Here is a 26081-nt window from a genome sequence, read left to right as displayed (position 1 = left end):
TGCGTTATTCCGCTTTGTGCAGAAGATCTCCGGCACTGTTCACCACTTCGACCCCAACCGGTATACCTTCGCGAACACTGGCAGTGACCACGCAGAAGTCTTCGAAAAGCGTCATGCAGCGATCGAGTTTCTTGGAGGTCAGCAGTTCGTCTCCCGCGGTGATACGTACATCCAGCCGGCCCACGCGAAGCCTTTTTTTCTCATTCCTTATCATGGTACAGGTGACTTCGGTGTGGACGTTTTGTGCCGGTACATCCTCTTTGGCGAGACAGAACATCAGGCTGGCGCTGAGACAGTTGGCCGCCGCCGCCGCCAACATACGCGAGGCATTGGGTCCGTTGCGTTCGCCCAGTGGAGGGGGTTCGTCCATGATGATGTCGGGTGCTTTTTTTATATCGAACTTAACCCTGAATGCGTAGTCGTCTTCCTGTTCAAGTTGGATTGTGAACTTGCCAATCTCTTCCGACATGCCATTTCTCCTCGGTATTATGTTTTTTAACCATGCATTTGTTCAGCAGCCTTCGACAGGCTATTCCAGGCCCTATGCCGGCCTATCAGTTCGAGCGCCTTTTGCAATAGGCTCTTCCCCGGTTCTGTTCTGTGCCATGTCGAGGCGCCAGAGGGGTGGGGCAGGGGTATCACATCGCAAATCCCATTTTGCAGTTGTATGGAATGAACGCGACCGATGACCTGTGTGAGCTTGTCCACATCGATGAATTGTGTGATTGCCAGCTTGCCGACCGGAAGGATCAGCTGTGGGCGCAACAGCTCGAGTTCCCTATGCAACCACTGGCTACAGGCCTCGATCTCCTGCGCATTCGGCACCCGGTCGCCGCCTTTGGGGTTCTTGCCGGGGAAACAGCGGCAGACGGCAGACATATAGACCTGCTGGCGGAACTGTTCCTCGTTAATACCCAGGCGCCCGAACCAGTTGAAAAGGGTTTTACCCGCAGTCCACGCGAATGGCTTCCCTGCCATACCCTCTTTTGCACCCGGTGCCTGGCCCACCAGAAGTACGGGTGAGGCGACAGGTTGTCCAGTCACTACCGGCCCGATCATTGCATCACAGCGACTGCATTGCTTGAGACTTATTTGATGGGCACGCAGTCGAGAGGCCTTATCCGGATTGGGTTTGGCGTGTGTCATCGGATTCCAGGCATCGGTGAATTTGGTAGGCTATAGCTTAACACTATCTGTCACAGATCAAGTATGTCATCCCCATGTGATGATTAGCTGGATGTTAACTGTCATTAAAACAACTATTTTGAGAAAAGGAGTGTTCCGCCAAAGGCTTGCAGATTGTCGACAAGGGCTCCAAACTAGCGTGATAATTATAGGGGTTTGTTATGACATCCATTCTGGGGCTTAGCCTCACAGCCCTGCTGGTGGCGGGATTCATCTGGTTTTTGCCTATCCTGCTGATTTTGAGGTCGCGAAAAACCAATGGCGCTGAGAAGCTGTTCTGGATTCTTGCGGTGGTTTTTGTCTCATGGTTTGCATGGATCCTCTATCTCTTGCTGGCACCCTTGGGCGAGAGAGAGGGGAGTGAGCACTGAGGAGATGATCTATTCATTCGGAGGTGATAGATGAAGGCAGTGGTAATGAGAGAAACCGGAGGTCCAGAGGTCCTCTCCCTTGAAGAGGTGGAAACGCCGGAAGTAACCTCGGCGACACAGGTGAAGGTTCGCATCGAGGCGGCGGGAGTCAATCCGGTCGACACCAAGCTTCGTTCCAGAGGGCTCTTCCTACCTGATGGCACACCGGCGGTATTGGGATGTGATGGTGCCGGGGTTGTGGTTGAGACAGGCAGCCAGGTGACTCAGTTTCGCTCAGGTGACGAAGTCTGGTACTGCGATGGCGGACTGGGCGGACTGCATGGGAATTATGCGGAATATGCCGTCATTGAAGAGTCGGTGTGTTGCAAAAAACCGGTGTCCGTCGATTTTGTCCATGCGGCAGCCGCCCCCTTGGTACTGATTACCGCGTGGGAAGCGCTGTTTGGGCGCGCGCGTCTGACCAATGAAAAGACCCTGTTGGTGCATGCCGGTGCCGGTGGCGTAGGTCATGTGGCGATTCAACTGGCTAAACAGGCGGGTGCGCGTGTGCTGACCACTGTGAGCACGAAGGAGAAGCAGGCATTTGTTGCTTCCCTCGGTGCCGATGAGTCGATTTTGTACGGGGAACACGGATTTGTGGACCAGGTGTTGGAGTTAACCGGCGGTGCAGGTGCGGATGTGGTACTTGACACAGTGGGGGGGGATGTCTTCAAGGCATCGATAGACGCCACATCACCATACGGGGACCTGGTCACACTGCTCGACCCGGGACCGGCGGTGAACTGGAAAGAGGCTCGAAACCGTAACCTGCGTGTCGGATTTACCTTGATGCTGACGCCGATGCTGCGCCATCTTCCTCAAGCGAGAACAAACCAGGTCGCTATTTTAAGTGATTGTGCGCAAATGATAGACAGCGGATCCCTGCGGATCCATGTCAGCGACTCATTGCCGCTGGATCAGGCTGTGAAGGCCCATGAATTGATCGAACAGGGACGGATGCAAGGTAAGCTGGTACTGATACCCTAGGACCTGTTAACAGGCCTTAATAACAGCCTGCCGCCTTACCCGCTCTCTCCTGCAATAGGTGGAGTAATGTTGATTAGGCTTTTGCAATCCAGATATTACTGGTTGTTTCCAGTACTGTTTTGGTTACTTATAACCATCACTTCCTTGATATGGAACCTCTCCCTTATCGATCGATCCGTCAAAGATATCGCCTTTGAACGCGGACGCATCATGTTTGAGATGGTCAGGCTTACCAAGATCAATCCTATATTGATGGCCAATGATCCTGCCGTTTTCAAGAAACAGGTTATGGAGGACATCCACTACAGGGCAGTGTCGGCACAGCCGGTGAATCCGGAAAATATGGCAGAAGCCTGGGAAATGGAAGCACTTTCCCAACTTGAGAATGGGACTGAGTATGTGTTTCAGCCGTTCCTGGGCCAGGCGCAAGGATATTTCAGGTATATCGGCCCGGTATTCATGCAGGAGCAGTGTATCCAGTGTCATGGTTACGAGGGCAAAAAAGTAGGTGATTTGCGTGGCGGCATCAGTGTCAAGGTGATGGCACAACCGATTATGGATTCGCAATTCCAGTTCAAGCAGATGATGACTTTCATGCATGTGGCCGGTTTCGTGCTTATCTCACTGACCAGTGTCTTACTGATCCAACAGTTGCGAAATCAGTTCAACCTATTGAACCGCACGAAGAATGAACTGAGGGAAAAGGAGCAATTTCTGAGTGATGTGACCAACAGCATGAGCGAAGGGTTTGTGGTTATCGACCAGCAAGGGGCTGTGCGTTATGCCAACCCGGAGAGTGAATGGTTGTTGGGCTGGGGTGGCGTGGAAATGGAGGGACGCCAATTTGTCGAATTGGTCTACGGAGACAAGCAGCCCACCGCTGAGAGTAGTGTCAAATCGGCAATCGATATGACCCTGAGAGATGGATTGATCCGCACCGGCTTCGATGATGTATTTCTCCACAAAGAGGGCCGCCAGGTCGATGTTGCCTACTCGGTATCACCCCTGCTCAGAGAGGTGAGTGATAGCGGCGTGGTTGTCACATTTAATGATATCTCTGAACGGAAACGCGCTGATGAGGAGCGTAGAAACCTGGAACGCCAACTGAATCAAACCCACAAAATGGAAGCGGTGGGGCAGCTGGCGGGGGGTATCGCCCATGAGATCAATACCCCGATTCAGTATGTTGGCGATAACCTGAAATTCATCAAGGAATCCTACGAAGATTTGGGTTCACTGCTGAAGGTCTACTCAAACCTTATGCAAAAGGCCTCTGATATACCCGGGTTGGAAGCGGAAACGGCTAAAGTGGAGGAGACCATTGATGAGATCGATCTGGCCTATCTGGAGGAGGAGACAGCCAACGCCATTGAGCAGTCGATCTCCGGCGCCAGTCAGGTTGCGCATATTGTGCTGGCAATGAAAGAGTTTGCCCATCCCGGCTCAAAGCAGATGGCTCTGGCGGATATGAATCGGATTGTCAGCAATGCCGTCGCAGTGTGTAAGAACGAGTGGAAATATGTGGCGGATACGGATTTGAAGCTTGGTGAAAACCTGCCTCAAGTTGAGTGCCTGGGGGGGGAGATCTCCCAGGTCGTGCTCAATTTGGTTATCAATGCGGCCCATGCCATAGAAGCGGCCAAGTTGCAGCAGAAGGGAAAAATCACCATCACCACTACTCACAATGAGAATAGTGTGGAGGTAAGGGTTGCGGATACGGGTACCGGCATACCCATAGAGGTACAGGAGTCTGTTTTCAATCCCTTCTTTACCACCAAGGATGTAGGACGCGGCACCGGGCAGGGATTGGCGATTGCCCAGGATATCGTGATGGGGAAACATCAGGGGGAACTGTTTTTCGAGACAGAGGAGGGGAACGGCACCACATTTGTGATGCGCTTGCCGTTGCACAGGAACTCTGCCTGAGCTTCCTCATCAGAGTGTCGGGAATTGAAGGATACCGGCAGATGAACGGTGAGGCGTGGCGGTGATATGAACCCCGCGACAACCGGTAGCGTCAAGTGACCTTGAACACCCTTACCGAGCCGGTTACGATCCCGCTCTCTTCTGCTGCCAATAACCGGAACAGTACCGCCTGGCTGAGCACCTGACCCTTGGCCACCAGCAATGTGCCGGCTTGTGTCTTGATCGGTTGGTCGAGTATCAGTCCGGGTTCCAGTTTATCGATTGGGAGCGTCATCACCTCAACCTTGCGGTTCTGAGAGCCCAGTGCCAGGGTTTCGACCAGTATCGGATCATAGTTTGCAGGGTTGTCCTTAAGCTCATCGATCGCTGCCTGCTCATCCATGCCTTGGCTGATCAGTTGCTCATAGGCAATGGCGACACGTAAGATCTGGCCACCGAGAATAGCCTTGTTCTGATTTGAGAGTTTTCCCTGAAATTCGATTTTTCCCACATTATCGTTCTGTCGCTCCACCATCTCGGAGACGACTTCCAGTCTGGGGATGTGTTTCAAGAGCCTTGCCCCCATGGCGGGATGGGATGTGTAGTGTTTGCGTTCCGCCTGACTCAACTCCTCGCCTTCGGCGACTTTGCGTACCAGATCCTCCGGCAGGCTGATATAGCCAAGTTGGCACAACATGGCGGCAAGGTCGTAGTGCCAGCTGTCTTCCAGGGAGAGGCTGTTGACGATGGTATGGGCATATTGTTTGATCCGTGACGAATGACTGAAGGCGACCGGATTGACCATGCTGAGTATATCCGCCATCAGGTCGACTGCGCCTTTGAGTGTCTTATTCAGGAGTATCTTTTCCGAGGTGATCAGGCGATACTGCTGAACGGCATCGGCAATTGTCTGATAGAGCTGGTCGGTCTCCACGGGCTTGTTCAGGAAACGAAAGATATGACCGTCGTTGACCGCATCAATGGCTACATCCAGGTTGGCGTTACCGGTGAGCATGATACGCACCGTATTGGGTGAAATCGTATGTACCTTGGAGAGAAACTCAATCCCGTTCATATTCGGCATCTGCATATCGGAGATAACCACCGCAAATGGTCCGCCATCCTGAACTGCCTGTACCCCATCCGCGCCGCTGGTGGCGGTTTCTAGATTGAGCCGTTTACGAAATTGACGTCGGAAGGAATCGAGCAGATTGCGGTCGTCATCGACCATCAGGACCTTTTCAGGCAGCTTTTCCATTAAGGTACTCCTCAGTAATGGATCTCCACTTACCAAACTCATCAGCTGTCAGCAGGGCCTCCAACCGCTCTGTAGAATAATAGTCGTTGTATCGAGTGTTTTTTAATCCGTTCACAAGCAGGTTGGCGGCGTATACCATCAGGCAATCGAGACGCTCGCGACTCTGCTCTTCCGCTGTGTGGTGTAGGGCGACCGCCTCGACTGCACTGAAGGGAAGTCCCCACAACCCCATCAGATAGGCGCCAACGGTGGCATGGCTACACCATAATGATTCAGATTCGATCTCATACAGCGGTGCATTATCCCGCTCTGCCTGTTGTACGATGCGTCGATACTCTGCGCTATTATGGGTGGCCAGCAGCAGTTTGCCCAGGTCATGCATCAGGCCCGCCAATACCGGAAGCTGGCGCTGTTGCTGATCCATCCCGGCTGCCTGGGAAAGGCGTTGTACCAGTCCAGAGACGAGCAAGCTGTGCTGCCACAGTTGTTCCAGGTGAAACTCCTTCATCACATCGGGGTCGAGTTGCGAAAAGACGCCGGCGGTCAGTGCCAGGTTGCTGACTGTCTCTATGCCCAAAAGCGTTACCGCACGTTCAGGAGAGGCGACCTGCTGCGGCAGACCGAAGAATGCCGAGTTGACCATCTGCAGGATTTTGGCTGACATGCCGATATCCTGGGCTACGATCTTGCCGATATCCTTGACCGAGGCGGTGTCGGATTGCAGGGCTGTAATCATCTGCTGATAGGTGGATGGTAGACTGGGCAGGGTGCCCAGGCTGCTGATCATCTCCTCGATGGATGGATTGTTTAACAGACTTCGTAAATGAAATACCCGTTGCAGGATGTTAATCAGCTCATCGCTACTGCAAGGCTTGGCGATAAACTGGTGGGCATGATGGACAACCTCCTGTGCCGGCGTGCGCATCGCCTGCCCTGAAAACAATAGTCGCGTTGTACTCGGGTAGTGGAGTTTAATCTCCTTCAGCAGTTCACTGCCCGGCTTGCCGGCGAGCTGTGTTTCACTGACCACAATGTCAACAGCTGCCTGCTGCATGATTTCCAGAGCCAGTTGTGCATCTTCGGCATAGTGGAGTTGCCATTTATCCCTGAATTCGCGCAGGGTTCGTTTCAAGGATTGTAGCTGATTGCTATCGCTGTCGACGAATAGAATTGCGTGGGTCTCTGTGTGCATGTCAGTTGCCTCTGAATGCCGCCAGGTTTTAGTGCGACAGCTCATCCATGAGGCGGTGACTGATTAAGGGAATGAGCTGTGGAAATTCCCCGACCGCTGACCTATCCTGTTCAACGATTTACGGCAACATTTAGTGACAGGCCTGTTTTATATATCGGTACAACCAAAAGGATTCTTGAGTTTGTTTTCCCAAATTCATAATAGCTCTTTTTACCAGACTTTACAGACGCCTGGACATTGACAAGCTGAGAGTGTTAATCGACTGGAGAGACCTGCAATACTACACCCTGCACACCGGAGATTCTTATCCGGGTTCCGGCGGGACAATCCTCTCCGGTGATCTTCCAGGTAGTGTCGTCCACATGGATCTTACCCTCGCCATTGACGATGGGTTCCTGAAGGGTGAAGGTGCGGTCGAGATACTGCTCGCCTCTTCGATTGAGATGGGGCTGGTCGGTTTCGATGGGTCTGCGCTGGAGAAAGGCGCGCACCAGGACAATGATCGTGACACTCAGCAAGGCAAACAGCAGTATCTGTATCTGCCAGGTGATGTCCGGTATCAGCAACAACAGCAGACCAACCGTTCCCGCCGCCAGGCCCAGCCAGAGAAGAAAGGCGCCAGGTGAGAAGACCTCGAGGATCATCAGCACCACGGCAAGTATCAGCCAGTGCCAGTAATCTAGCTGGGTGAACCACTGCATCAATCCACTCCTTTTGTCTTTGTGTCGAATGACTGCCTGGCAATTTCAGTGATTCCGGCAAGGGATCCGATCAGGCTCGATGCCTCCAGCGGCATCATGATGATCTTCTGGTTTTCAGCCCCGGCAATCTGTTGCAGGGCTTCGGTATATCGCTGTGCAACGAAGTAGTTGATGGCATTGACATCCCCCTTGGCGATCGCCTCCGATACCATCTCGGTCGCCCTTCCTTCCGCCTGAGCCAGTCGCTCCCGTGCCTCCGCCTCACGAAAAGCGGCCTCCTTTTCGCCCTCGGCTTCCAGGATGGCGGATTGCTTTTCACCCTCCGCCTTGAGGATGGCGGATTGGCGCATGCCTTCGGCTTCCAGGATGGCGGCACGCTTCTCACGCTCGGCCTTCATCTGCCTGGCCATGGCGTCGACCAGGTCTCTTGGAGGTGAGATGTCCTTGATCTCGATACGGGTCACCTTCACGCCCCAGGGTGTGGTGGCGTCGTCCACAACTGTCAGCAGTTGGGTATTGATGGTATCGCGTTGTGAGAGCAGTTGGTCCAGATCCATCGAACCCATGACGGTACGGATATTGGTCATGGTCAGGTTGAGTATGGCACTGTAGAGGTTGTTGACCTCATAGGCCGCCTGGGAGGCATCGAGTACCTGAAAAAAGATCACCCCGTCCACCGTGACCATGGCGTTGTCCTTGGTGATGACCTCCTGCGAGGGTACATCCAGTACCTGCTCCATCATATTCATCTTTTTACCGATCTGGTCGACGATCGGTATGATGAGATTGAGCCCGGGGCGCAGGGTCTTCGTATAGCGCCCGAAACGTTCCACGGTGTACTCGTTTCCTTGCGGTACCCGTTTCGCACCGAGTACCACCAGTACGATCGCGAACACCAAGACGACAATTACGAAGATATCCATACTCATGATCCTCTATTGTGCTGAGATTCCGCAAAGATGCTTGATCCGGCCACTAAATGCAATCACCAGCATTGGTGGCCACCGGGCTTCATGTCAAAATGCACCGATGACCGATTATCAAAAACCACCGAAATCCCTGTTGCGCAAGGTCGGCAAGGCGATTGCCGATTTCGACATGATCCGTGAGGGGGACAGAATCCTGCTGGGTGTATCCGGCGGCAAGGATTCCCTCTCACTGCTGCAGATCCTCTGCCATCTGAAGAGCTATGCCCCGGTCCGCTTCGATCTGGGGGTCATCACTGTCGACCCGCAGATTGAGGGTTTCGATCCGGCGCCGCTCAAGGCCTACTATGAAGGGCTGGGGGTGCCTTGGCACTATGCGGAGCAACCCATCATGGAAGAGGCCAGGGAGAATATGGATGGAAACTCCTTCTGTGCCTACTGTGCACGGATGAAACGCGGCATTATGTATACCACCGGTCGTCGCGAGGGCTATAACGTGCTGGCCCTGGCGCAGCATCTGGATGATCTGGCGGAGAGCCTGTTGATGTCCATGTTTCACGAAGGGCAACTGCGCACCATGAAGGCTCACTACCTCAACGATGCGGGAGATATCCGGATTATCCGGCCCCTGGTCTACTGCCGCGAGACCCAAACAGGTGCCTTTGCCGTCGAGACCGGTTTACCGATAATTCCCGATAGCTGTCCCGCTTGCTTTACCGCCCCCACCCAGCGAGCATATATGAAGCAGCTGCTGGCAAGGGAGGAGCGGCAGAACCGACACCTCTTCGCCAATATGCTGCATGCCATGAAGCCATTGATGGATGAAACGCCGCCATGAAGATCAAACATATATCGATTCCCACCAAGGTTGCCCGTCCGGGGATGCGTATCGGCGAGGTGATGTGGGAGTGTGTGGAGAAGGATGTTCCGGGGATACCCTATGTGGATGCAGAGGGAAAACTGAGCGGCCGATTCTCCGTCAGGCACCTGTTTCTGCTCTGCTGTATACCCGAGGATGTGATCCACGGCGCCCATCTGCTCGGTGACGATATCGAGCATCTCGATTTCCCCCACATGCGCGCGGATGAATTGATGGACGAGGTGGTGGATGATTACATCTTCCCCGATGCAATTCAGCTGTCGTCGAATTTTCAGGCAATCAAGGCATTGGCGATCATGGAGCAATACAATACAGAATATCTGTTTGTCACCGAGGAGGGGGAGTACCAGGGTGTGGTAACCCGGATGAGTATCGCCAGGGCGGTCGTCACCAAAGAGTGTTGCGTCGAGTAGACGACCGGACAGATGGAGACGATAACTTCAGAAATGTGGGCCTCGGCAATTGTCCTGGTGCTCTCTTATGTGTTGATCTTTTCGGAGAAAATGCACCGTACAATAGCCGCCATCCTCGGTGCGGTAGTGATGATCGGGATTGGCATGTTGATGGGGTTCTACACCCAGGAGGCGGCCATACTGGCGGTTGACGGCAATACAATATTGCTTCTTGCCGCAATGATGATGCTGGTGGCCCTGCTAAGACCGACCGGTGCCTTCGATTTCGCAGCCGTGCACATCACCCACTGGGCAAACGGCAATCCCAAGCTGCTGCTGATCTATCTCAGTCTTGCGGTGAGTGTGATCAGCATGATCCTCGATAATGTCACAACAGTCATTGTGTTTGCACCGCTGACGGTATTGATCTGTCGTCTGCTCAAGATCAATCCGATGCCCTATCTCATGGCGGAGGCGATGCTGTCCAACATCGGCGGTGCCGCCACTCTGGTGGGCGACCCACCGAACCTGATGATCGGCAGTGCGGCGGATATCAGTTTCAACTCCTTCCTGGTACACATGGGTTTGCCGGTGTTGGTGGTGTGGATAGGCACTGTAGGACTGATGTTGTATCTTTTCAGGAATCAGCTCAGGAGCGGGGGTGAGGATCCCAGGAAGTTGGTGGCGACACATGCGATCAAGGATGCACAGGGTCTGAAGAGAATTCTGTTTGCCCTTGGGGTTGTGGTGGTGCTGTTCTTTGTCCATCACAATCTGCATGTACTGCCGGCCTACGCCTCGTTTATCGGTGTCAGTATCGCGCTTTTTACGATGCGTCCCGATGTGGAGAAGTTGTTTGGTTCGGTGAATTGGTCTGTGCTGTTTTTCTTTGCCGGGCTGTTCATCATTGTCGGCGGCGTTGAGTCATCGGGATTGCTCGATCTGTTCGGCCATAAATTGGCCATGCTGGCAGAAGATCCTGCCATGCTGATGTTGACCGGGCTGTTGCTGATGTGGGTGGCAGCGATCCTGAGTGCTGTGGTCGACAATATCCCCTTTACCGTCACTATGATTCCGATCATCCTTGGGCTTGAAAGCAGCGGTGTGAATATCGCCCCTCTGTGGTGGGCCTTGGCCTTGGGAGTGGGGCTGGGAGGCAACGGCACCCATCTCGGTGCTACCGCCAACATCATCGCTGTCAGCGAATCGGAAAAGAGCGGTATGCCCGAGGCCAGGATCTCCCCTATGATATGGATGCGTACCGGTTTGCCGGTGATGTTTTTCGGTCTGTTGTTGGCCAGTTTCGTTTATTGGTTCTTTTTTGAAATGTTCACCACTGCGTAGATCCAGCATTCAAGATCTCACCCTCAGGTAGGGTGTTGTCGTGAAAAAGCAAGCCGCAGATAGTCGCGAATATTTTTTTAAGCCCGCAAATTGAGCAATTTTTTCTCCCCCGCATGGAGACGCAGGATAGGTCCTGTGTTGACCATGTTATACGGTAAGTAAATAAATCTGTGTCTATTTGCAGCTTACATTGACAACTCGTTGACTGAATATAGTGAGTGGTCAGGTCAAGTTGCAATAGTGCAATCACTGCAAATTCCCCAATTTCCTCATCTGATTAGGGTCCGATATTTACTTGATTGTTTTGCTGGGTATTTCTATAGCTTAAAGGTGATGAGAGACGCTTTGCGGAGATGCCGAGTATGAATATTCGAACCACCTTGGACCCGATTACCTTGCGTGATGTGACCGATATAGAGGGACATCCCTGTCTCTATGAAGGTGACGGCGAAAATGGCGTTGAAATCTACTTCGAGAGTGAGGTAACCAAGAGCATCTACCAGAATATGGTTTTGGAGGATCGTAAAATAGTCTGTGGAAACGATACGGATGACTATATCGCTGAGGGTTAGCCCTCCGCGATACTTCGATCGCACAATTCAGAATAGAGTGATTATCCCTCGGGGGAGGGTTAGCGAAAACTGGTTGATCTGCCTTACCTGTCAACTGTTACCTCACAGTAATTGGTTGATATAGGGTGCATGAGGCAGTGATCAGTGGTGTTGGTTGGGTATATTCAAGAAACCCGACAGGGGTGACGCGTCAGCGTCACCCGGTTTTTTTCAAGGCCTGTAAAGACTGATCCAATCGGCTCTGCTGGGGGCTGTTTTTTCACTCAGCGGCGTTACCATTACTGGCCCTGGGGGCCCAGGATCCCGCTATGGCGCAGCAGGGGTTCAATCTCGGGTTCTCTGCCCCTGAAGGCCACGAAGAGCTCCATCGCGTCCCTGGAGCCTCCCTGCTGCAACACTTCCCGGAGAAACGCCTGTCCGGTATCCGCATTGAATATCCCGCGCTCCTCAAACAGGGAGAAGGCATCGGCCGAGAGTACTTCCGCCCATTTATAGCTGTAGTAACCTGCGGCGTAACCACCGGCAAAGATATGGGAGAAACCATGGGCGAACCGGTTCCAGGCCGGAGGCGTAATGACAGCCACCTGCTGACGCACCTCCTGCAGTATTTCGTAGATGCGCCCACCGCGTCGGGGATCATATTCGCGGTGAATACGAAAGTCGAACAGCGCGAACTCCAGCTGACGCACCATCTGCATCGCCGACTGAAAGTTTTTCGCGGTATACATGCGCCGGTAGAGTTCATCGGGAATAGGGTCACCGGTGTCGACGTGGCCCGATATCAGATCAAGGGCCGCTTTTTCCCAGCACCAGTTTTCCATGAACTGGCTGGGCAGTTCCACCGCGTCCCAGGCAACACCGTTGATGCCGGCGACGGCTGGGTAGTCCACCGTGGTTAACAGATGGTGCAGACCGTGGCCGAATTCATGGAACAGGGTCAGCACCTCATCGTGGGTGAAGAGCGAGGGTTTGCCATCCACTGGGGGTGAGAAGTTGCAGGTGAGATAGGCGACCGGGATCTGGTCCATGGTGTCCGTGAAGAAGCGGGTTGCACATTCATCCATCCAGGCACCGCCACGCTTCTTGGGGCGCGCATAGAGATCGAGATAGAACTGGCCTCGCAGGTGATTGTGGCTGTCGCGGATCTCGAAGAAACGAACGTCGGGGTGCCAGGTATCAATGCCCCTGGTCTCTTCGATGCGAATACCGTACAGACGCTCCACCACCGCGAACATGCCAGGTAATACACGGGTTTCCGGGAAGTAGGGCTTCAGCTCCTCCTGGCTTATGTTATGCCGATCCTGGCGCAGTTTTTCCGCATAATATCCGATATCCCACGCCTGCAGATCATCGAAACCATATTTCTCAGATGCGAATTCCCGGAGTTCATTCAGTTCGTTTTCCGCTTGAGTGCGCGATCGTTCGGCAAGGTCTGTGAGAAAGGCGATCACCTCATCGCTTGAACGGGCCATTTTCTTGGCCAGTGAGCGATCGGCATAGTTGGAGAATCCCAACAGGCCAGCCTGTTCATGGCGCAGTTCGAGTATCCGTTCCATGGCTTCGGTATTATCCCATTGCCCGGCGTGCGGCCCTTGATCCGATGCCCGGGTGGCGAATGCCTCATAGACCTCCCGACGCAGTTGACGATCATCGGCGTAGGTCATCACCGGCAGATAGGAGGGATACTCAAGGGTCAACAACCATCCCTCCTGATCGCGCTGAGCAGCGGTTTGGCGGGCCAGCGCCAAAGCCGATTCCGGCAACCCCTGCAGGGCCGATTCATCCGTGATCAGTTTGCTCCAGGCGTTGGTGGCATCGAGCAGGTTCTCTTCGAACTTGGTGGTCAGTTGAGACAGCTCCTGGCTGATCTCCTTGAATCGCTGTTTCTTATCCTCCTCCAGATCGACACCGGACAGGTGAAAATCGAGCAAGGCGTTCTGCAACAGCTTTCGCTGGGCTCGGTCGAGTTCCGCTTCTCCGGCAACCTGTTTGTAGGCATTGCAGAGTTGGCCGTTTTGCCCGACTTCGGTGGCATATTCGCTCAGTTTGGGAAGCACTGCATTATAGGCCGCACGCAGCTCATCATTGTTGACCACGGAGTTCATGTGACTCACTGGTGACCAGGTACGGCTGAGACGATCCTCTGCCTTTTCCAGGGGTTCGACCAGATTTTTCCAGGTGTATTCCTGCTGCGAGCTGAGTAGCTGTTGAATGATTTGCCGGTTCTCCTGCAACAGTTGATCCATGGCAGGCTCAACCATATCCGGAGTGATGGCGGAGAAAGAGGGCAATCCTTGCATATTGATCAGGGCATTCATGGGGTAGGCTCCGGATTAGTCAATGGCTAGTGTGCGATTGTCGCGCATGGCGCGAAAGATGGCGTCGGGTGAATTGCTTTGGCCGGTCAACAGATTGCAGATCAGATCTTCATACAGGGCGGCGCGATAATCTGTTGACTCATCTTTCGGGATGGTCCGCCATTCCGGCTTCGTCGCGGCAAATAGTTTGTCGTCGCTGCCGTATCCGTAGACCTTGAACAGCCTTTCACCACAGCGAAATGCTTCATAAGAGGTATTTGTGGCGCCTGTTCGTGAGCGGATCACCACAACGAACCGTGTGACCTTATCGTCACCTGTCTGCAGTGAACCCCGTTCGATGAAATATTGGAACCTGGGATCATTGGCGCCAACCTGAAACGCCTGCAAATCGTCCAGGTCGATCTTCTCCGGAAGTGCTGTTTTCCCCTCCTTGAAGGGCTCCTCCGGCTGCCAGTAAATATCATCCGAGGCGTCGTCCATGAGGATATTGTCAGCCAGCAGTGTGGATGTGCAAAAGAGCAGCATCAGGGCAAGTGGATAGGTTCTGTTTCGCATCTGAAAACCTGTTGATGTCATTGTCGATATCTGTTTGGTCGTCGGGTTGATACATTCTCGCACTACACCGCTGCCGTAGGAATAGTTCGGTACCGATTTCAGCCCTGCGCTATCCGATGTATTTCTTCTCAGATATCGGCAACAGTCTCTATCGCCCAGCCCTGCAACAGCTACTTATATGGGTCTTGGCATGATTTAGCCAACACCGGCTATCGCAGCTTGCATGGTTAATGCCGTTTCCATTCAGAGTTGAGTCAATCGGGAAGTGACAAATAATACGGCGCCGGATCCAACCGTGAAGAATGCGGCAAGGGCGGCGAGGGTGAACAGGCGGTAGTGGCGTACCAGTTCAAATTCCGCTTTGGTCGAGATTAAAAGCGGGCGCCGGTTAGTGCCTGTACTGCTCAAAGTATGGAGCGGCTGCTGATCCTGCTGCATCTGCTCCCGGGTGACTTCGCGCTCGGCGCTGTGGCGGACCGATTCCCATTCATCCATATCGATTTGGCCATCGCGATTTTTGTCGAACCGCTCGAGCAGGGTTGCATGATCCGCTTTCCATTGGCGCAGCCGGCCCTTGATCATGTCGTCCCGCATTGCCTTGCGATCGATTTCACCGATGGAGCTGAAGAGGCCGATGGCATACAGCGGGTCGCCGGGGACAATGGTCTCTTCGATGTAGCGGTAGTCACCGCCGAAGGTATGATGGGTCGAGATGCGGACACCGAATCGTTCCGTTTTTCGGTGAAGGGTGCCGGTACCCCGGTCGGGTCCGGCCGAGGGTGTCTCATTGGGTCCGTACCAGATACTCTTTTCACTGGGCGAAATGTTGGCTCCCTCCGGGTCGAGTATGCACTCACCGGTTGCATCCTTCAGCAGGAACAGGCCCTCACTCTTGTCGGAGCGTACCGTGCGCCACCCCTTGTCGCTCTTTTTCTCGATCTTATAGCGCCACCAGCAACAGGACATGCCGCTGAGGGGGGCAATCACCGGCTCACCGGTCATCATCGCCGCCTCACCGATCAACTCCACATAGCCCTGGGGCGCTGATCGTATGAGGGAAGTGGGCGTGTCTTCGATCAACCTGGCTCGATGGAGGTTTCGAAAGGTGAAATAGAGTGCGACCAGCGTCAAGACTGTCAATGTCAGCGTCCAGAACCAGAAATAGCCATCACCGATACCGGCAAGATTTCCCAGCACTTTAACTAGGTCCTAGCTGAACAGGGTGCCCATGTCGACGTCTTTCAATTCAGTCTCATCGAATTCCAGCAGCTCCGCCGGTTTGAAGCCGAACTGTTTCGCCAGGATCAGATCGGGAAACTGCTCGATACGGACATTATTGATGTTGACACTGTCGTTATAGAATTCGCGTCGGTCTGCGATGCTGTTCTCAAGTCCCGTTATCCTCGACTGCAGGTGTAAAAAGGTTTCATTGGCCTTCAGGTCGGGGTAGTTTTCAGCCACTGCGAACAGGTTGCCGAGACCCAGCCGCATCTGGCTTTCTGCGGCGCCCACCGCAGCCACATCGCCCTGGCTTAAGGCACTACTCACCGCACTGCGGGCAAGCATCACTTTCTCCAGGGTTTCCTGTTCGAATTTCATGTATTGTTTACAGGTCTCGACCAGTTTCGGAAGCTCGTCGTGACGCTGTTTCAATAGTACATCGATGTTCGACCATGCCTTGGAGACATCGTGTTTCAAGCGCACCAGATTGTTGTAAATCAGGACGCCATAGATCAGGATAGCGATGACCGTCCCTATCAGGACGAAGGTAACGATTTCCATTAATTCTGAATCCTCTATCTGCTATGTCAAAACTGCGTCGTTTTGAAACCAACTATCCGGACATCGCCGAAGATGCCTATGTGGATGAGCATGCGATCGTCATCGGTGATGTGACTATCGCATCCCAATCCTCGGTCTGGCCTATGTGCGTCATACGCGGCGACGTGCATCGGATCAGCATCGGTGCACGAAGCAATATCCAGGATGGCTCAATTCTGCATGTCTCCCACGACAGTTTCTATCAACCCGGTGGCAGCCCGTTAATCATCGGCGAGGGTGTCACAGTTGGCCATAAGGTGCTTTTACACGGCTGTGAAGTGGCAGACAATTGCTTTATCGGCATGGGGTCGATAATTCTTGATGGGGCGGTGATAGAGGCCCTGACCATGTTGGGTGCCGGTTCCTTGGTTCCCCAGGGTAAGAGACTGGAAGGCGGTTATCTCTGGTTGGGTCAGCCTGCGCGTCGCGTGCGGCCGCTCAGCGACCGGGAGAAGGAGATCATGCTGTATAATGCTGAACATTATGTGAAATTGGCTCAACGCCATCGGGATCCGCCTTAGAATCTGTCAACGGTCTTTGGCAAGCCGCAAATGGACGCAAAATTGTTCTAAGTCCGCTAATGAAAACGAATAAACCCAATATTTTGGGGTTATATCCAAGTGTTTTGGTAAGACAGTCATCACTCGTCTCGCGTCACACTTATTCGAAAAGGGTGTCGCGCAAGCTGCAGGACAGGGCCCATCCAATCCACCCTACTTGAAGAGTCAATAAATACATTTGCGTTTATTCGCGTTCATTTGCGGACTATTCATATACGTCTATGTGCGGCTTGTGCTGACAGGGCTGTTTCACTATTCACGTAACATGGCAATGACCGGGGATGTCTCTGGCAGGATTCCCCGCCATAGTCGAAACGACTCAGCCGCCTGTTCCACCAGCATGCCGAGGCCATCCAGCGAACGTGCCGCCTTGTGCTCATAACCCCACTGTTGAAAAGCGGTGGTCTGGTTACTGTAGAGCATATCGTAGCACCATCCGCCTTTGCTCAGCACGCTATCGGGTATCGAAGGAACCTCCCCAGCAAGTCCGGCTGCAGTGCCGTTGATGATCAGATCAAACTGCATGCCTGCCAATTCATCTAGACCGCAACCCGCCACCTGGCCATAATTTGAAACACCGTTTGCCAGTGAATAGGCCTTGCCGGCGGTTCGATTGGCGATGATTATCCGTTTTGGGCGCTGTTCCAGTAGAGGGCGGATGACACCCCGCACCGCGCCACCGGCACCCAACATCAGAATCCGTTTTCCCTGCAGACGGAAACCCTGGTTGACGGTGAGGTCCCTTACCAGTCCGATACCATCCGTGTTGTCGCCCCGCAATTGATTGTTCTCCAGTCTGATCAGGGTATTGACCGCACCCGCTGTATGCGCTCCCGGGCTCAGTTCATCCGCCAGCCGCCATGCCTGCTCCTTGAACGGCACGGTGACGTTGAGACCCAGTCCGCCCTCGCCGAGAAAGCGCCTTACATCGCCGGCAAAATCATCGATATTTCCCAGAATGCGCCCATATTCGACAGGCTCACCGGTCTGTTTTGCGAAGGCCCGATGAATCTCCGGTGACTTACTGTGTTCAATGGGGTTCCCGATGACGGCGTATTTATCCAACACGGTTCTTTGGTTCCTGCTCTGATGGATGGTTGGCTCTGCTGAAGATTTGCAGATAAATCAGAGTGATTAGTTTTGAGTTGGTTGTGATTGCTTCGCTCATGTCTCTTTTCTCCCCTCACCCTGCCCTCTTCCAAAGGGAGAGGAAATAATCTCTCTCTGAACTGTTTTCTCAATAGTAGGACTAGACTGGTGGAAAACTCAAAACTCAAAACTCAAAACTCAAAACTCAAAACTCAAAACTCAAAACTCAAAACTCAAAACTCAAAACTCAAAACTCAAAACTCAAAACTCAAAACTCAAAACTCAAAACTCAAAACTCATTGCATCCACTCCGCCGCCTGCTTTGCGAAATAGGTAAGAATACCATCACACCCCGCCCGCTTAATGCACAACAGAGACTCCATCACCACGGCCTGTTCATCCAGCCATCCCTGCTGGGATGCCGCTTTCAGCATCGCATATTCCCCGCTGACCTGATAGGCGAATGTGGGTACCTGGAAGGTCTCCTTGACACGTCTGACGATATCCAGATAAGGCATGCCGGGCTTGACCATGACCATGTCGGCCCCCTCCTGCAGGTCGAGGGCCACTTCATGCAGGGCCTCGTCGCTGTTGGCCGGGTCCATCTGATAGCTGTATTTGTTACCGCCGCCGAGATTGGCTGCAGAACCGACCGCATCGCGGAAGGGACCATAGAAACTGGAGGCATACTTGGCCGCATAGGAAAGAATGCGAGTATGGATGAAACCACTTTGTTCCAATTCGTCCCGTATCGCGCCGATCCGTCCGTCCATCATGTCGGAAGGGGCAACGATATCTGCGCCAGCCTCTGCGTGTGACAGGGCCTGTTTCACCAGAACGTCCTTGGTTTCATCGTTCAGCACATAGCCTGTTGCATCGATCAGGCCGTCCTGTCCATGGGTGGTGAAGGGGTCGAGGGCGACATCGGTGATGATGCCCAGGTCCGGCACTGCCTCTTTGATGGCCCGTACCGCCCGCTGCGCCAATCCCTGGGGATTGTAGGCTTCTCTCGCGTCCTCGCTTTTGACAGAGAGGGGGGTAACCGGAAAAAGCGCCATTGCCGGGATGCCCAACCCTTCGATCTGTTTCGCCTCCTCGACCAGCAAGTCGATGCTCATGCGTTCGACACCGGGCATGGAAGGGACCGCTTCCCGGGCCCCGTTTCCCTCCAGTACGAATACCGGGTAGATAAAGTCCGCAGGGGTAAGTTGGGTCTCCCGCATCATACGGCGGGAGAAGTCGTCACGCCGCATGCGCCGCATGCGCGTGGCAGGAAAAAGGGATCGGCTGTTGTTGCTGGACATCACAAAATCTCTATCGGTTTGGGCCAAACCCCTAAGATAACCTATCATGCACGCCCTGAACCACTCACCTTGCAATAAGCGCCCTGGTTATGAGCCAAAAAAAGCATAATTCGCCCTTTATCTACGATGTAACAGAGTCAACCTACGAAGCGAAGGTCCTGAAGGCCTCGCATCAGCAACCGGTTCTTGTGGATTTCTGGGCTGAGTGGTGTGCGCCCTGTATCTCCCTGGCGCCTGCTCTGGAAAGGGTAATAGAGGAGCTGGAGGGGCTGGTTATGCTGGCCAAGGTTGAGGTTGACGACAATATGCGGTTGGCCGGTCACTATCGATTGCGCGGTTTTCCTACGGTGATTCTGTTTGTGGAGGGTAATGAAATAGGACGCTTCCATGGTTCTCGGGCCACACATTGGCTAAGAGAGTGGATCGAGGAGCATCTGGGCGACTACCTTGCGGCTGCCCATCAGGACTGAAATCAGGGGATCCATCGGGTGATTTTTTTTCGCAAACCGTTATCAACAGGGTGCAAATGATCCTGTGTGGATGTGAAAAAACATAATATAATCAAGTGGTTGTTTATTGTGATTCGGTCGGTTCATGTGGTCGATAAAAACTCCTCAAGTTTTCCCGTTTCGCGCCGCAATATAGGGTAATTGGTATTTATGGTTTCGATCCTCCTCCGGCGCTGAAATAAAGCGCTTTAAGCCCACCCTTCCATGGGTGGGTCTTTTTTTCATTTTTTCATGCCCGAATAATCCTGCCGCTCAGTGCGTCACGGATAGGTGTGGGGTTCTTCAACTCCCCGGTCTTTCCATGCAAGATAAAATCAACACCATCACCGCAGCGCAAAAGAACCTGCAGCGGGGTGCGTGCCGGCGGATGCTGACTGATATTGGCACTGGTCGATACCAGGGGGGTTCCCGTGGCGCGACAAAGGGCGGCTGCAATGGGGTGATCGGTAACCCGTACCGCCAGGGTAGTGTGCTTTCCTGTCAGCCAGTAGGGCACATTGCGGGTTGCCGGGATCAGCCAGGTTGCGGGGCCGGGCCAGCTTTCGCGAACCGTCTGCATGCCGGCATCGGACAAGGTACCGATAAAGGGGCGCAGTGACTCTATCCGGTCGGCGATCAGGATTAACCCCTTGGCCATGGGTCTCTGTTTGAGTGCCAGCAACCTTGATACTGCGCCGGGATCGAGGGGATGGCAACCCAGTCCATACACCGCTTCTGTCGGATAGGCGACAATACCGCCGGTATTGATGATGCGGGCTGCCTGTCTGAGGCGCCAAGGGTGCGGATCTTTATGAATGGACAACAATTACTCCTTAATCCCAACAGTTACAAAATCATGGCATGATAACGGTTTAAGGTATATATAATGAACCTAAAGGCGTGCAGATCGGAGAATATCAAACGGTGTTGTATCGATTTTTTGGCCTTTGTCTGCTGGGGTTGATTATCTCGACCCAGGGGATGGCACAGGCCCCTCGGTTCAGTCCCGCTGAAAAGGCATGGCTTACTGAGCATCAGTTTCTGAGGGTGGGTGTGGCTGAAATGACGCCACCCATTCTCTATTTCGAAAGGTCTCAATCCAAGGGATTGGTACCCGATTACATGCGGGCCTTGGCCGATAGGCTGGGCCTGCAGCTGCAGATCCGCCATTTCCCCGACCAAGGGACTCTGCTTAAAGCGCTGCGAGAAGGTGAGGTGGATCTGATCGGCGCGCTTGTGCACACTGATACGGCTGCTCCCGATCTCCACTATTCCCGTCCCTATCTGAATCTCCCCGCGGCTATATTCACCACTGACAGAATCGTTGATAAAGGGCTCACGGCACTCGATGGGTTGGAGGTCTCAGTGGTTGCCGGAAGTGTCTGGGAAGAGGGTATACCCCACCTTCTGCCTTCCTTGAACGTCATGGCCTTCAATGACCTGGGTCAGGCGCTGAAAGCTGTTATTGCTGATAGGGCTCAGGCTTATCTTGGCGATACCGCAAGCGTCAACCATCTGCTCGCAACCACGGAAGGTTATGATGAACTGAAAGAGATGATGCGGCTTGACATGACCGTGGATGTGGCAGTGGCCACACACTTCTCGGAACCGGTACTGCAGAGTCTGCTGCAAAAAGGACTGGACAGGCTCAGCACGGAGGATATGCATGATATCTGGTATAACTGGCAAGGTCTCGAAGCTCCTGTAAAACAGGGTGGTAACCTGGTTACAACCATTGTATGGGGATTTATTCTGGGGTTATGGAGCCTTTTTCTCGCCTGGGCAGTAAGGTTGCATGGGAAAAAGGCGTTGACTCATCATCGGAGTAAAACCAGGCGGTCAATCAAACGCCTGAGGCGCAGAGAAAACCTGCTCAAACAAAAATTGCTCAACCTGAAACACAAGACCAAGCGATATCGCCATCGTGCAAAGGCACTGCGTCAACAGGTCGATTTCATCAGTGAAGTACTGCCCTCGTGCTCATGGAGTTGGGATCCGTCCGATGAGATCTGCCAATGGGATGATGAAATGTTTCACATGGCCGGACAGGAAAGAGGGGTATTTACTCCTGATCCCACGTCGATTCTAGATCTCGTACATGAGCAGGACAGAAACAAGATCGCACAGTTATTCGATAGCGGGAATAAGGATGAAATCCGCATAAGCTACCGCCTTCTGTTGGCCGACGGCGGAGAGAGAAGAGTACTTGACTACAGTCACTTTGTGCCCGGTGATAGCGAGGGTTCCGGCAAACGGGTGGGAATCTGCTGGGATGTGGATCATTTCTTCAGCTCGGGTGGGGATCTGTTGCACATATCCGGTGCGGGAGATTCCTCCATTGTGGTTGAGACGGTGGAATAGTAAACAGGATTGAATGTAAATCTATGTGGCTCTATCGGGCGCCGGGGCGGCCATTGGGTTAGAATGATCAACATACGGCTTGCCCACTCTTAATCAGCTTGTGGTCTGGTTGTCCTTGAAAAATATTCGGTAATATCAAATATTTATAGTTGTTTGCCTAGTGTGATATCGGGGATGTAATGCCTTGTTTGCGAGACTCCAACAAGCACCTTTACATTATTTCATTGTCACATTAACAGGTTGGAACAAGGGGTATAGGGAAACATGAACAGACTATCAACCACGCTTCTCCTCATTATTCTATTTACATTCAGTCTCTCCGCGTCAGCCAATGTCACACCTTCAGAGCGGATTAAAGAGACCGTAAACCAGGTGCTGACGGTGCTTAAAGATCAATCCTTGGGCAGGCAGGATCGTCGCGACCAGGTAAAGGAGATCGTGCGCAAGCGTTTTGATTATGAATCCATGTCCCAGGTGATACTGGCCGCCAACTGGCGCAAGGCCAGCAAACCGCAGCGGGAACAGTTCATCACCCTTTTCCGGGAGCTGTTGGAACAGACCTACTTCTCCGCCATTGACAGTTACAACGACCAGTCCGTGCGCATGGGCAGGGAACGGATGAAAGGCAAGCTGGCAAATGTCCAGACCTTCATCGTGGCGGCCAACAAGGAGCTGGCGGTCAGTTACAAGATGCGGTTTCGCAATGATGACTGGTATGCCTATGATGTGGCGGTGGATGGGGTCAGTCTTGTGAGTAACTACCGCACCTCTTTCCGCAATTTGGTAAGAAGCAAGGGGATGGAGGGGTTACTGGCCGAACTGGCTCAAAAGGTTGCATCCCTCAAGGCCAAGAATAAGAATAGTGAACAGGGCACCCCAACCACTGAAAAGTAGGCCTGTTCTGAAATTTTGGATTTTAACGACCATCACAACAAAAAATCAGTACCAAGGGACTTGTTTGCATCGGTATGACAGTCACTGTCGCGGCAAGAAAGCGCCGACAATGAGCGGGACCATGACTTGGGCGATACCATGGAGAGATGCACGCCCTCGAATGTCGTGTTTCCTGTTGCTGGCGAGTATGCCAAGATGGTGGTGACCAAACTCGTGTAGTCAGTCCCTCTGAAGGATCACTGAAGGAGACCAAACATGCACAACAAGAAAGTACTAATCCTGATCTTCGCGTTTCTCATGTCTCCCGCGCAAGCCCTGTGGGCGGAAGGGATTGAGGGTGGCGCTGCTGAAGGGAACGCTGACGAGGCCTTGCCTGTTACCCAGGACGAACCGGCAGTAGAGACGGAGTCGGTGGCGGTGGACAGGACGGAATCGGCTGCTATGACTGAAGCATCTGTCAATACTGTGGAGCCGGCCGAGGCGACAGAGACTATTGAGACAACCGATGCCATCGCCGCTGAGGCTCCGTCAGAAACAGCGACTGATTTATCCAAGTCCGACCTCACCAGAGATTCCATGAGGGATCACTGGAAGGCGCGTGAAGAGCAATACCAGGCCCTGAGAAAGCGGGCGGAAGAGGCCGGCGTCATGCTGCCGGAGAGCCCGCCGTGGCGTTCGGAAATGGGTCAGATGATGCGTCCGGGCATGGAAGAGCGCATGGCCCATCGCAATAAGATGATGTCGATGTCTGAGGAGGAGCGGGATGCCTTGCGCCAGAAGCATTATCAGGAGATGCGTAGCCGCGCTGAGGAGGCGGGCATCGAGATGCCTGAAACACCGCCCTGGGTCGCTCGTCAGCAGGCAATGGATGAAGAGTGGGCAAAACATCAGAAGGTCATCGAGGGAATGAGCGATGAAGAGCGGGCGGCATGTCACGCCATGCACCGGCGCCATATGGGCATGATGCGCGGTGGTCGAGCAGGAACGGGTTGCGGCGGCATGGGCCATCAGGGTTGTGGTATGCATAAGGGCGACCATGCGCCGAGAATGATGCCGGGTTATGGCCCGGGTTATGGATATGGGCCCGGCCCCGTCCCTTATGGACCGCAAAATTTCTGGGATCCGAACCAGTAGGGAAGCTCTTCCCGGGCGGCATGGATGATTTCCAAGACCTCACCGTGCGTCAGGTTGGCGATAGCCCATGCTGACGGCGGTGATGGCTCGAGATGACAGCTTCAGGCCGAAGCTGAAGCGGATAAACTACGTCTTCATCTCTTCCAATAATTTCTCGGTTTCCTGTCGAGTCAGAAAACGCCAGGGTCTCGGTATGAGTGCAGGTACGCGTTTCTGATAATTGCGATAGGTGTCGCCATGGTAGATCAGCAGCTTGTTCTCTTCCAGGCGGGATCCCAGCACTAGATAACTGGTGACTGCAATGGCCGATACCAGGCGTGCGGGATCCATGTCCTGCGCCCATATCAATATCAGCCCCAGGCTGTACCAGGGATGACGTACGAAACGGTGCAACGGGGAGATATGCAGCTGTTCCAGGTCATTGACATCCTGTTGCTGCCGCTGCAGTTGTCGGATACCGAGAAATTCTCTGCTGTCGTAGTAGCGCATCGACCAGATGAAACCGGCTACCGAGATGATCATAAATCCATAAGCCAGCCATGCCATGACCCCCTGCCATTGCCATAACGGATCTGAACGGTATGACCAGAGCATATAGAGCGGAGGGGCGAGCAGCAACAGCGCAACCAGATTGAAGAGCAGCCGGTACCAGGGCACGACTGCCGGCAGATGTTGGGCGAATATCCTTTTAATCCATAATGAGGCAAGCAGTGAGTGACTCAGGAAATAGATCAGCCAGACTAGAGCAAGCAGGATCAGCTCGACACTTGTCGGCATGGGTAGTGTTCGTGGGTTGAGTCTGATAATACGGGCGACACAGGTCGCCCGTGCCGGGTAATTTCAGTGATCAAACTTGCCTCGTTGCAGGCGTTGCGCCTCCATCACTTCCAGTTCCCTCGAACCGGATATCACAATATCGGGATCGGGTACGAAATCGATATCGTTATTGAGACGCTCGTAGGGCGCTGAGTTGAGGATGACCCTCATGGCATTCAATCGGGCCAGATGCTTGTCATTTGAGCGGATGATCGTCCAGGGGGCATGGGTGGTGTTTGTGTTTTTCAGCATCTCGTATTTTTGCTTGCTGAATTCGTCCCAACGGTCCTGCGCCTGTACATCGATCTCCGACAGCTTCCACTGGCGCAAGGAATCCGTCTTGCGGCGTTCGAAGCGTCTCGCCTGCTCCTCCTTGGTGACCGAAAAGTAGAGCTTCACCAGAATAGTGCCTTGCCGTACCAGATCTTTTTCGAAGCCCGGACAGCCGGTCATGAAATTGTCATACTCCTCCTGGGAGCAGAAGCCGAAGATCGGTTCCACAATTGCACGGTTGTACCAGCTCCTGTCGAACAGAACGATTTCTCCCCCGCGTGGGAACTGGGCGATATATTTTTGAAAAAACCACTGGCTCTTCTGTTCCTCGGTGGGTTTGCCGAGGGCGACCACGCGGTAGTGTTTCTCGTTCATATAGCGCGTGACCCGACGGATGGTGCCACCCTTGCCGGCAGCATCCCGGCCCTCAAAGAGGATGATCATACGGGTCCGGGTCTTTTCCAGATATTGCTGCAGTCGGATCAATTCGGCCTGGTAGGGTTTCAACTCCTCCTCGCGCTTGTATCTGCGGATTGCCTTCTTGTCACTCTTTTTCTCTTGACCCAACTGCTGTTTGATACGTTCGTACTCACTCAGCAGCTCGTCGAGCCTGACAGGTTGCTCATCGATATAGACGGTCTCAGGGTTTTTGCTTTCTTCGTTCATTTTGCCCCCTCTTACGAAGCTGCGTTGCAATATCGGTATATTATGACTTT

General features: G+C 53.4%; 27 protein-coding genes. 12 read left to right on the top strand and 15 right to left on the bottom strand.

The window, feature by feature from the left end:
- Positions 1 to 4: 4 nt before the first annotated feature.
- Both AB8516_RS12170 and AB8516_RS12165 read right to left on the bottom strand, forming a co-directional pair.
- A complete protein-coding gene (locus tag AB8516_RS12170; protein WP_369160963.1) occupies positions 5 to 469 on the bottom strand; it encodes an OsmC family protein in 465 nt (154 codons plus the stop codon).
- 26 nt (positions 470 to 495) lie between these two features.
- Positions 496 to 1146, bottom strand: coding sequence for a uracil-DNA glycosylase family protein (locus AB8516_RS12165; protein ID WP_369160961.1), 651 nt, complete (start codon positions 1144 to 1146; stop codon positions 496 to 498).
- A 200-nt stretch (positions 1147 to 1346) separates the two neighbouring features.
- Here AB8516_RS12165 and AB8516_RS12160 point away from each other — a divergent pair, with 200 nt between their 5' ends.
- The 3 genes from AB8516_RS12160 to AB8516_RS12150 all read left to right on the top strand — a co-directional run bounded on the left by AB8516_RS12160 (position 1347) and on the right by AB8516_RS12150 (position 4508).
- Positions 1347 to 1556, top strand: a complete 210-nt coding sequence (locus AB8516_RS12160) for a hypothetical protein (RefSeq protein WP_369160959.1) — start codon at positions 1347 to 1349, stop codon at positions 1554 to 1556.
- A gap of 30 nt (positions 1557 to 1586) precedes the next feature.
- Entirely contained in the window at positions 1587 to 2582 is a 996-nt protein-coding gene (locus AB8516_RS12155; protein WP_369160957.1) for a zinc-dependent alcohol dehydrogenase family protein, read from the top strand.
- Between the two features lie 66 nt (positions 2583 to 2648).
- Entirely contained in the window at positions 2649 to 4508 is a 1860-nt protein-coding gene (locus tag AB8516_RS12150; RefSeq protein ID WP_369160955.1) for an ATP-binding protein, read from the top strand.
- Positions 4509 to 4599: 91 nt separating this feature from the next.
- On the opposite strand, the gene AB8516_RS12145 is transcribed toward AB8516_RS12150, so the two are convergent.
- The 4 genes from AB8516_RS12145 to AB8516_RS12130 all read right to left on the bottom strand — a co-directional run bounded on the left by AB8516_RS12145 (position 4600) and on the right by AB8516_RS12130 (position 8561).
- Entirely contained in the window at positions 4600 to 5745 is a 1146-nt protein-coding gene (locus AB8516_RS12145) for an HD domain-containing phosphohydrolase (protein WP_369160953.1), read from the bottom strand.
- Complete coding sequence (locus AB8516_RS12140; protein ID WP_369160951.1) at positions 5729 to 6937, bottom strand: HDOD domain-containing protein; 1209 nt, start codon at positions 6935 to 6937, stop codon at positions 5729 to 5731. The genes AB8516_RS12145 and AB8516_RS12140 overlap by 17 nt, the downstream gene beginning before the upstream one ends.
- A gap of 254 nt (positions 6938 to 7191) precedes the next feature.
- Positions 7192 to 7638 carry an NfeD family protein gene (locus tag AB8516_RS12135; protein WP_369160949.1) on the bottom strand — a complete coding sequence of 149 codons (447 nt, stop codon included), beginning with the start codon at positions 7636 to 7638 and terminating at the stop codon, positions 7192 to 7194.
- Complete coding sequence (locus AB8516_RS12130; protein ID WP_108293219.1) at positions 7638 to 8561, bottom strand: SPFH domain-containing protein; 924 nt, start codon at positions 8559 to 8561, stop codon at positions 7638 to 7640. Before AB8516_RS12130 ends, AB8516_RS12135 begins: the two co-directional genes overlap by 1 nt.
- A gap of 106 nt (positions 8562 to 8667) precedes the next feature.
- Here AB8516_RS12130 and AB8516_RS12125 point away from each other — a divergent pair, with 106 nt between their 5' ends.
- The 4 genes from AB8516_RS12125 to AB8516_RS12110 all read left to right on the top strand — a co-directional run bounded on the left by AB8516_RS12125 (position 8668) and on the right by AB8516_RS12110 (position 11752).
- Positions 8668 to 9402 (top strand): ATP-binding protein, encoded by a 735-nt coding sequence (locus AB8516_RS12125; protein WP_369160947.1) that lies wholly within the window; start codon positions 8668 to 8670, stop codon positions 9400 to 9402.
- The gene (locus AB8516_RS12120; protein WP_369160945.1) at positions 9399 to 9857 is read left to right on the top strand and encodes a CBS domain-containing protein; all 459 of its coding nucleotides are present in this window, start codon (positions 9399 to 9401) and stop codon (positions 9855 to 9857) included. The genes AB8516_RS12125 and AB8516_RS12120 overlap by 4 nt, the downstream gene beginning before the upstream one ends.
- A 12-nt stretch (positions 9858 to 9869) precedes the next feature.
- Positions 9870 to 11180 (top strand): SLC13 family permease, encoded by a 1311-nt coding sequence (locus AB8516_RS12115; RefSeq protein WP_369160943.1) that lies wholly within the window; start codon positions 9870 to 9872, stop codon positions 11178 to 11180.
- Positions 11181 to 11542: 362 nt separating this feature from the next.
- Positions 11543 to 11752 carry a hypothetical protein gene (locus tag AB8516_RS12110; protein ID WP_369160941.1) on the top strand — a complete coding sequence of 70 codons (210 nt, stop codon included), beginning with the start codon at positions 11543 to 11545 and terminating at the stop codon, positions 11750 to 11752.
- 278 nt (positions 11753 to 12030) lie between these two features.
- Here AB8516_RS12110 and prlC read toward each other — a convergent pair whose 3' ends face one another.
- From prlC to AB8516_RS12090, 4 genes are all read right to left on the bottom strand, one after another.
- The gene (gene prlC / locus AB8516_RS12105; protein WP_369160939.1) at positions 12031 to 14070 is read right to left on the bottom strand and encodes an oligopeptidase A; all 2040 of its coding nucleotides are present in this window, start codon (positions 14068 to 14070) and stop codon (positions 12031 to 12033) included.
- A gap of 15 nt (positions 14071 to 14085) precedes the next feature.
- On the bottom strand, positions 14086 to 14625 hold the full coding sequence (locus tag AB8516_RS12100) for a CNP1-like family protein (protein WP_369160937.1): 540 nt from the start codon (positions 14623 to 14625) through the stop codon (positions 14086 to 14088).
- A 243-nt stretch (positions 14626 to 14868) separates the two neighbouring features.
- Complete coding sequence (locus AB8516_RS12095; protein ID WP_369160935.1) at positions 14869 to 15822, bottom strand: GIDE domain-containing protein; 954 nt, start codon at positions 15820 to 15822, stop codon at positions 14869 to 14871.
- Between the two features lie 12 nt (positions 15823 to 15834).
- On the bottom strand, positions 15835 to 16407 hold the full coding sequence (locus tag AB8516_RS12090) for a LemA family protein (protein ID WP_369160933.1): 573 nt from the start codon (positions 16405 to 16407) through the stop codon (positions 15835 to 15837).
- Between the two features lie 23 nt (positions 16408 to 16430).
- Between AB8516_RS12090 and AB8516_RS12085 the strand changes: the two genes are divergently transcribed.
- Positions 16431 to 16967 (top strand): gamma carbonic anhydrase family protein, encoded by a 537-nt coding sequence (locus AB8516_RS12085; protein ID WP_369160931.1) that lies wholly within the window; start codon positions 16431 to 16433, stop codon positions 16965 to 16967.
- Positions 16968 to 17258: 291 nt separating this feature from the next.
- On the opposite strand, the gene aroE is transcribed toward AB8516_RS12085, so the two are convergent.
- Both aroE and hemB read right to left on the bottom strand, forming a co-directional pair.
- Positions 17259 to 18074 carry a shikimate dehydrogenase gene (aroE, locus tag AB8516_RS12080; protein WP_369160929.1) on the bottom strand — a complete coding sequence of 272 codons (816 nt, stop codon included), beginning with the start codon at positions 18072 to 18074 and terminating at the stop codon, positions 17259 to 17261.
- Between the two features lie 317 nt (positions 18075 to 18391).
- Complete coding sequence (gene hemB, locus AB8516_RS12075; protein ID WP_369160927.1) at positions 18392 to 19399, bottom strand: porphobilinogen synthase; 1008 nt, start codon at positions 19397 to 19399, stop codon at positions 18392 to 18394.
- 89 nt (positions 19400 to 19488) lie between these two features.
- On the opposite strand from hemB, the gene AB8516_RS12070 reads away from it, so the two are divergent.
- Entirely contained in the window at positions 19489 to 19869 is a 381-nt protein-coding gene (locus tag AB8516_RS12070; protein WP_369160925.1) for a thioredoxin family protein, read from the top strand.
- 268 nt (positions 19870 to 20137) lie between these two features.
- Here the strand turns inward: AB8516_RS12070 and AB8516_RS12065 are convergent, their stop codons facing one another.
- The gene (locus AB8516_RS12065; protein WP_369160923.1) at positions 20138 to 20710 is read right to left on the bottom strand and encodes an L-threonylcarbamoyladenylate synthase; all 573 of its coding nucleotides are present in this window, start codon (positions 20708 to 20710) and stop codon (positions 20138 to 20140) included.
- Positions 20711 to 20811: 101 nt separating this feature from the next.
- Between AB8516_RS12065 and AB8516_RS12060 the strand changes: the two genes are divergently transcribed.
- The 3 genes from AB8516_RS12060 (at position 20812) to AB8516_RS12050 (ending at position 24276) form a co-directional block, all read left to right on the top strand.
- Positions 20812 to 22248: a transporter substrate-binding domain-containing protein gene (locus AB8516_RS12060; RefSeq protein WP_369160921.1), complete on the top strand. Its 1437-nt coding sequence runs from the start codon at positions 20812 to 20814 to the stop codon at positions 22246 to 22248.
- 264 nt (positions 22249 to 22512) lie between these two features.
- On the top strand, positions 22513 to 23142 hold the full coding sequence (locus AB8516_RS12055) for a phospholipid-binding protein MlaC (RefSeq protein WP_369160919.1): 630 nt from the start codon (positions 22513 to 22515) through the stop codon (positions 23140 to 23142).
- A 255-nt stretch (positions 23143 to 23397) separates the two neighbouring features.
- On the top strand, positions 23398 to 24276 hold the full coding sequence (locus AB8516_RS12050; protein ID WP_369160917.1) for a hypothetical protein: 879 nt from the start codon (positions 23398 to 23400) through the stop codon (positions 24274 to 24276).
- A gap of 126 nt (positions 24277 to 24402) precedes the next feature.
- Here the strand turns inward: AB8516_RS12050 and AB8516_RS12045 are convergent, their stop codons facing one another.
- Both AB8516_RS12045 and ppk2 read right to left on the bottom strand, forming a co-directional pair.
- A complete protein-coding gene (locus AB8516_RS12045) occupies positions 24403 to 25053 on the bottom strand; it encodes an isoprenylcysteine carboxylmethyltransferase family protein (protein ID WP_369160915.1) in 651 nt (216 codons plus the stop codon).
- A 63-nt stretch (positions 25054 to 25116) separates the two neighbouring features.
- A complete protein-coding gene (ppk2, locus tag AB8516_RS12040) occupies positions 25117 to 26031 on the bottom strand; it encodes a polyphosphate kinase 2 (protein WP_369160913.1) in 915 nt (304 codons plus the stop codon).
- Between the last annotated feature and the right edge of the window lie 50 nt (positions 26032 to 26081).

The organism is Candidatus Thiodiazotropha sp. LNASS1 (assembly GCF_964212655.1).
In the GTDB taxonomy this organism is placed as follows: Bacteria; Pseudomonadota; Gammaproteobacteria; order Chromatiales; family Chromatiaceae; genus Thiodiazotropha.
The sequence above is the reverse complement of the archived record's forward strand: the minus strand, read 5'-3'. Positions and strand labels throughout refer to the sequence as shown.